We start from the raw sequence: 6,997 nt of genomic DNA, 5'->3' as shown, positions 1-6,997 counted from the left end.
CAAGTTTCTAAACAAAACTTGTCAAGACAAGAGGAGAAGTCAACGTGAGTATCCATTCGCATGGCCCTAAGCTTCGTCCTGGAGACGAGCCTATGTGTAACCACTCTCCCAACCCCACTTTCAGCAGCATCCTGGAGAGCCGTTTGCAGCGGCGTCAAGTGTTGCAGGGGGGAATTGCTGCAGCGGTGGCCACCTTTTTTGGCTTGCCTGCGCTGAACGGTGCTTCCAAATCGGCAAAAGCCGCCAGTGGCAGTGCTTTGCTGGGCTTCAAGGCAATTCCTGTGAGCGCGGAAGACAAACTGGTGGTGCCCGAAGGCTACACTGCCCGACCGCTGCTGGCTTGGGGTACTCCCATCACCGGCACCTATCCACAGTTCAAGCTGGAAAACACCGGTGCCGAGCAGGGAATGCAGGTGGGTACCCACCACGATGGCATGCACTTCTTCCCCATCGAAGGGAAGGATCCCTGGCAGGGCAGCTCCACCGAGGGTTTGCTGGTGTTTAACCACGAGTACGTTGAGCCTCGGTTTATGCATGCTGCGGCTGTGGGCCAGAAGCTGGATTCCGACCTGTATCCCACCAATCCTGACGGCAGCCGCGATCCCGACCAGGTGCTGAAAGAGCTGAATGGCCACGGGGTGAGCATTGTCCACATCAAGCAGCAGGGAGACGGCAGTTGGGAAGTGGTGCGGGATCGCCTCAACCGCCGCATCACCGGTCTTACCCTCATGGAGATCCAAGGGCCAGTGCGGGGATCCGACTTTGTGAAAACCAAGTTCAGCCCCGAAGGCACGATGACCCGTGGCACCCTGAACAACTGCGCCCACGGCGTCACTCCCTGGAATACCTACCTTACTTGTGAGGAGAACTGGGCGGACTACTTCAGCAACACCAGCAAAGGCCCCGACCAAAAGCCCAACCTGCCCCGGGAGCACAAGCGCTACGGCGTGAGCACCGAGACTTCCCGCTACGGCTGGGAGCTGGCCAGCAACAAGGCAGACGAGTTCATCCGCTTCAACGCCACCCCCACCGCTGCGGATGCCACTCAAGACTACCGCAATGAGCCCAACACTTTTGGCTGGGTGGTGGAGATCGATCCCTTTGATCCCAGCAGCACTCCCAAGAAGCGCACCGCTCTGGGCCGCTTCGCCCACGAAGGCGTGGTGTTTCAGCCGCCGGTGGAAGGCCAGCCGATTGTGGCCTATATGGGGGATGATGCCCGCTTTGAGTACATCTACAAGTACGTCTCTGCCGAGCCCTACCGCAAGGAAACGGCGGGTGGACATCTGTTGGACAATGGCACCCTGTATGTGGCCAAGTTCAACGAAGATGGCACAGGGGAGTGGCTGCCGCTGGTGTTTGGGAAAAACGGTCTAACCCCGGAAAACGGCTTCACCAGCCAAGCAGATGTGTTGGTGAATACCCGCACGGCGGCGGATTTTGTCGGTGCTACTAAAATGGACCGGCCTGAGTGGGGAGCGGTGGATCCGCAAACCCGCATGGTCTACTTCACCCTGACCAACAACAGCCGTCGGGAACAAGACCAGGTGAACGCTGCCAACCCCCGTCCCAAAAACAAGTGGGGTCACATCATCCGTTGGAAGGAAGCCAACGACCGGCCTCAAGCCACCCGTTTCGAGTGGGATCTCTTTGTCTTGGCCGGGCCGCCTGAAGATAGCCGCACCCTATCAGGTCAACCCCTCAATGCAGATAACATCTTCAACTCTCCCGATGGTCTGTGGTTCGATGCCAGCCGTCGCCTCTGGATCCAGACCGACACCAGCGAAAGCAATCTCAACCAAGGGGATTTTGCTCCTTTTGGCAATAACCAAATGTTGGCTGCCGATCCGGATACAGGGGAAATTCGCCGCTTCTTGACCGGGCCGATTGGGCAGGAGATCACCGGTGTGGTCACCACTCCCGATCAGCGCACCATGTTCATCAACGTGCAGCACCCAGGCGCCAGCACCAGCGAGGACGACTTTGCTGCCGGCAAGGTCAATTCCCGCTGGCCAGACTACGACCCCAATCTCTACCCCCGCTCGGCGGTGGTGGTGATCACCAAAAATGACGGCGGGATCATCGGTACCTAGTTGTCTCTGAGGCCGTCAGCCCATAAAACCCAGCGGCAGGGATCCCTTCTCTCTGCCGCTTTCTTGCACTTAACCCAGCAAGGCTGATCCCTGCAGGGTCAGGAATCTGGAGCTATCTCTCAAGTACCAATTCTCCCTCTGGGAGACGAGCCGGGGGTGAGGGAAATTAATCCCACAGGTTCAAATCCGTCACTGCTCCCAGGCTGCTGCTGGAGACCAGCTTGGCGTACTTGGCTAGGGTGCCCCGTTTGTAGCGAGGCTCAGGAGGAGACCAGCGGGCGCGGCGGCGGGCCAGCTCTTCTTCGCTCACATGCAAGTGCAACTGGCGAGCCGGGGCATCAATGGTGATGAGATCCCCTTCCTCCACCAGGGCAATCGTGCCCCCCACATAGGCTTCGGGAGCCACATGGCCCACTACCATGCCGTAGGTGCCGCCGGAGAAGCGGCCATCGGTGATCAGGCCAACGCTATCCCCCAAGCCGGCGCCGATGATGGCCGAAGTGGGCGAGAGCATCTCCCGCATGCCGGGGCCACCTTTGGGGCCTTCGTAGCGGATCACCACCACATCCCCTGCTCGGATCTGGCCGGAGAGGATGGCCTGCAGGCAGGACTCCTCTGAATCGAAGACCCGCGCCGGCCCGGTAATTTTCGGGTTCTTGACGCCGGTAATCTTGGCTACTGCTCCTTCGGGAGCCAGATTCCCCTTGAGGATGGCCAGATGCCCTTGGGGATACAGGGGGCTGTGCCAAGGGCGGATCACCTCCTGATCCGGGCTAGGCTCGTCCGGCACATCCCGCAGGACTTCGACGATGGTCTGGCCGGAGATGGTGAGGCAGTCCCCGTGCAGCAGGCCGTGGTTGAGCAGCATTTTCATCACCTGGGGGATCCCGCCGGCCCGGTGCAGGTCGGTGGCCACAAACCGCCCTGAAGGCTTGAGATCGCAGAGGACAGGCACGCGAGCACGAATGGTCTCGAAATCATCTAGCGTCAGGGGCACTTCTGCCGCATGGGCAATGGCCAGAAAGTGGAGCACGGCGTTGGTGGATCCCCCTACGGCCATGATCACCGAGATGGCATTTTCAATGCTTTTACGGGTGATGATGTCGCGGGGGCGGAGGTTGGCTTTGATGGCCTCTGCCAAGACCTTGGCCGATTGGGCGGCACTTTCGGGTTTCTCTTCGTCTTCTGCAGCCATGGTGGAGGAGTAGGGCAGACTCATCCCCATAGCCTCAAACGCGCTGGACATGGTGTTGGCCGTGTACATGCCGCCGCAGGATCCGGCACCGGGACAGGCATGGCGCTCCACCGCCAGCAGCTCTTCCTCGGAGATGCGCCCGGCACTGAACTCCCCCACCGCTTCAAAGGCGCTGACGATGGTGAGGTCGCGGCCATTGTAGTGACCCGGCTTGATGGTGCCGCCGTAGACGAAGATGGAGGGCACATTGAGGCGGGCCATGGCAATCATCGCCCCCGGCATATTCTTGTCGCAGCCGCCGATGGCCAAGAGGCCATCCATGCTCTGGCCGTTGACCACCGTCTCGATGGAATCGGCAATTACTTCCCGCGACACCAGGGAGTATTTCATCCCCTCCGTGCCCATCGAGATGCCGTCGCTGATGGTGATGGTGCCGAACACCTGGGGCATACAGCCCGCTGCCTTCAGAGCCGCCTCCGCCCGCTCCGCCAGAGTTTGGATCCCCATGTTGCAGGGGGTGATGGTGCTGTGGGCGTTGGCAATGCCGACAATGGGCTTGCCGAAGTCTTCGTCGCGAAAGCCTACGGCCCTGAGCATGGCGCGGTTGGGGGAGCGCTGTACTCCCTGGGTAACCACTTGGCTGCGCAGCGGGAAAGGGGAATTGGCCATCATTGCAAGAGGAAACCGGGACGAAGTAGGGAGAGGAGAAAAGGGGTAGAACTCATCCTACCGCGTTTCTTCGGGGGAACACTAGCTCTGCCGGCAAGAGGGATCCAAACCAAATCTGAAGCAACTCTGTAAGTTGTCTGCACCTGCGCCAGGAATCGGCCAGCCTACCTAATAGAAGGGATCCCAGGTTCCAATCGCGTTAGCGAGACCGAGTCAAGACATGGGGGCCAGGGATCCTGGGTGTTGGTGTTTCCCCTTCGTGTTGGCGAAGCCTCGTATGGTTCTCAGCTCTCCTCTCCCCTCGCCTGCAGTGCCCAGCAGTGCCGACCGCGTTAGCGGGACGGAGTCCTCACGGGAGATGTTGCGGGATGTGCTCACCCTCTCCCGTCATGTTTTACAGCAGTTTGGCAGTTTTACGGCAGAGGCCCAAGACTTCAGCGCCCTGATGAACCGCATTGCCCTGGCCGGCAAGATGATTGCCCGGCGGCTGAGTCAGGCAGGACTGATCGAAGGGGCGCTGGGGGTTACCGGCAGCCTCAATGTCCAAGGGGAAGAACAGCAACAGATGGATGACTATGCCAACCGGGCCTTCATTCGCGCTTTGGAGCAAACGGGCCTGGTGTGTCGGCTGGTCTCGGAAGAGATGAAAACCCCGGCTCGCCTGCCGGAAAACTGCTCCCTCAGCCGCCTGGCCCTGATGATCGATCCCCTGGATGGATCCTCCAACATTGACGCCAACCTCAGCGTCGGCTCCATCTTCTCCGTCCTTCACCCTCTTGAGGATCGCCCGGAAGCGGACAACCAAGACCTGCTGCAACCGGGCCGTCGCCAACTGGCTGCGGGATATATTCTCTACGGCCCCAGCACCCAATTGGTCTATTCCGTCGGCAAGGGGGTACACGGTTTTACGTTGGATCCCAGCTTGGGGGAATTTATCCTCTCCCGCAGCGACATCCGCATTCCTGAACGCGGCTCCGTCTACAGCCTCAACGAGGGCTATTTTTGCCAGTGGAGCGAAGGGATCCAGAACTATGTCCGGTATGTTCACCGCCGCGATGGCTACATCTCCCGTTACAGCGGCGCTCTGGTGGCGGATTTTCACCGCATTCTCCTGCAGGGCGGAGTTTACCTCTATCCCGGCACCCAGAAAAAACCGGAGGGCAAGCTGCGCCTGATGTACGAGGCCAACCCCCTGGCTTTTCTGGCCGAGCAGGCGGGCGGGGCGGCCACCACCGGCACCGAGGCCATCCTAGACATCGTCCCCCAATCTCTCCACCAACGGGTGCCCCTTATCATCGGCAGCCGCGAGAACGTGGAAGAAGTGCTGCGCTGCCTAGAGGGTTCTCTGGTGCCCTAGGTTCTTCCCAATCCTTCTCTTTGAGCCAAGCTGGCCTATGGTAACCCTGGCAGAAAACCCCCTTCGCGTTGGTCTCAACCAAGAACGCACCCCGGATCCCTGCATTGTGGTGCAGTTTGGCGCTTCTGGGGATCTGGCCGCCCGCAAGCTGCTCCCGGCCTACTACCGGCTGTTTGGGCAGCGGCGGCTGCCGCCGGAGTTTACTTTGGTGGGGGTGGCCCGCCGCGATTGGACTCACGAGGTTTATCGGGAAAAGATGCGGGCTGCCGTGCAGGAGTTTGCCCCCCAGGACTTGGGGCCGGAGGCCCTCTGGCAGGACTTCGCCAGCCGCCTGTTCTATTGCCGCCTCGATATCGGAGATGCTGAGAGCTATCTGCGCCTAAAGCAGCTGCTCAGCCAGCTGGACGAAGAGCGGGGCACCCGCGGCAACCGAGTGTTCTATCTGGCGGTGGCGCCGGACTTCTATGCCCAGGCCATCCAACAGCTGGGGGCAGCCGGTATGGTGGCCGATCCGACCAAAACGCGGGTGGTGATCGAAAAGCCCTTTGGCCACGACCTCACCTCGGCCCAGGAACTCAACCGCCTTGTGCAGCGAATTTGCCAGGAAGAGCAGATCTACCGCATTGATCACTACTTGGGCAAAGAGACGGTGCAAAACCTGCTGGTCTTCCGCTTTGCCAACGCCATTTTCGAGCCTCTCTGGAACCGCAACTACATCGACCATGTGCAGATCACCGTGGCGGAGACGGTGGGGGTGGAGGATCGGGCCGGCTACTACGACACTGCCGGCGCCCTGCGAGACATGGTGCAAAACCACCTAATGCAGATCTATTGCCTGACGGCCATGGAGCCACCTGTCTCACTGCGCAGCGATGGGGTGCGCAACGAAAAGACCAAGGTGCTGCAGGCCACCCGCCTAGCGGATCCCCGCAATGTGGCAGCCGCAGCGGTGCGGGCGCAGTACGGCCCTGGCTGGATTGCCGGCAAGCCGGTGCTGGGCTATCGGCAGGAGCCCAATGTCAATCCCCAGTCCAAAACCCCCACCTACGTCGCTCTGAAACTGGAGTGTGATACTTGGCGGTGGAAGGGGGTGCCCTTCTACTTGCGCACTGGGAAACGCCTGCCCAAGAAGGTTTCGGAGGTGGCCATTCACTTTAAGCAGGTGCCCCTTTCCCTGTTCCAATCGGCAGCTCGGGAGGTGAGTCCCAACATCCTGGTACTGCGCATCCAACCCAATGAGGGCATCTCGTTGCGCTTTGAGGCCAAGATGCCGGGGCCAGAGATCCGCACCCGCTCGGTGGATATGGATTTCCGCTATGGGACTGCCTTTGGAGCGAGTACACCGGATGCTTACGATCGCCTGCTCCTGGATTGTCTGCTGGGGGATCCAACGCTGTTTACCCGTGCCGATGAGGTTGAAGCGGCCTGGCGGGTGGTGACGCCGGTGTTATCGGCCTGGGAGTCTGAGCCCGGCAGCGGCAATGGCGGCGGTGCTGCACCGCCTCTGTTCACCTATGAGGCCGGCACCTGGGGGCCGAAGGCTGCCGAAGATTTGCTCACCCAATCGGGGCGGCGGTGGCGACGCCTCTGATTTGGCCGATGGCAGTTGCAGAGGAGAACACTGAGAAGTAGGGATCCCCGGCTGTTGCAGCTAACATGGGCATGGCCTGTTTATTGCGTGGG

At 60.5% G+C, this 6,997-nt stretch carries 4 protein-coding genes; 3 read left to right on the top strand and 1 reads right to left on the bottom strand.

Translation table 11 applies throughout. The features are described from left to right. Nucleotides 1–92: 92 nt before the first annotated feature. A complete protein-coding gene (locus NW829_RS04610; RefSeq protein ID WP_414416538.1) occupies nt 93–2,093 on the top strand; it encodes a PhoX family protein in 2,001 nt (666 codons plus the stop codon). A 166-nt stretch (nt 2,094–2,259) separates the two neighbouring features. On the opposite strand, the gene ilvD is transcribed toward NW829_RS04610, so the two are convergent. After that, a complete protein-coding gene (ilvD, locus tag NW829_RS04605; RefSeq protein ID WP_414416537.1) occupies nt 2,260–3,957 on the bottom strand; it encodes a dihydroxy-acid dehydratase in 1,698 nt (565 codons plus the stop codon). Between the two features lie 358 nt (nt 3,958–4,315). Between ilvD and fbp the strand changes: the two genes are divergently transcribed. Further along, nucleotides 4,316–5,314, top strand: coding sequence for a class 1 fructose-bisphosphatase (gene fbp / locus NW829_RS04600; protein WP_011433573.1), 999 nt, complete (start codon nt 4,316–4,318; stop codon nt 5,312–5,314). 37 nt (nt 5,315–5,351) lie between these two features. After that, the gene (gene zwf, locus NW829_RS04595; RefSeq protein WP_011433572.1) at nt 5,352–6,905 is read left to right on the top strand and encodes a glucose-6-phosphate dehydrogenase; all 1,554 of its coding nucleotides are present in this window, start codon (nt 5,352–5,354) and stop codon (nt 6,903–6,905) included. The last annotated feature ends 92 nt before the right edge of the window (nt 6,906–6,997 follow it).

It is taken from the genome of Synechococcus sp. R55.8 (assembly GCF_047461895.1).
In the GTDB taxonomy this organism is placed as follows: Bacteria; Cyanobacteriota; Cyanobacteriia; order Thermostichales; family Thermostichaceae; genus Thermostichus.
This window is presented reverse-complemented; position numbering and strand designations above follow the sequence as displayed.

Coding starts and splice junctions, on each gene's coding strand:
- fbp (WP_011433573.1), top strand. CDS start 4,316: ATGTTGCGGGATGTGCTCACCCTCTCCCGTCATGTTTTACAGCAGTTT.
- NW829_RS04610 (WP_414416538.1), top strand. CDS start 93: ATGTGTAACCACTCTCCCAACCCCACTTTCAGCAGCATCCTGGAGAGC.
- zwf (WP_011433572.1), top strand. CDS start 5,352: ATGGTAACCCTGGCAGAAAACCCCCTTCGCGTTGGTCTCAACCAAGAA.
- ilvD (WP_414416537.1), bottom strand. CDS start 3,957: ATGGCCAATTCCCCTTTCCCGCTGCGCAGCCAAGTGGTTACCCAGGGA.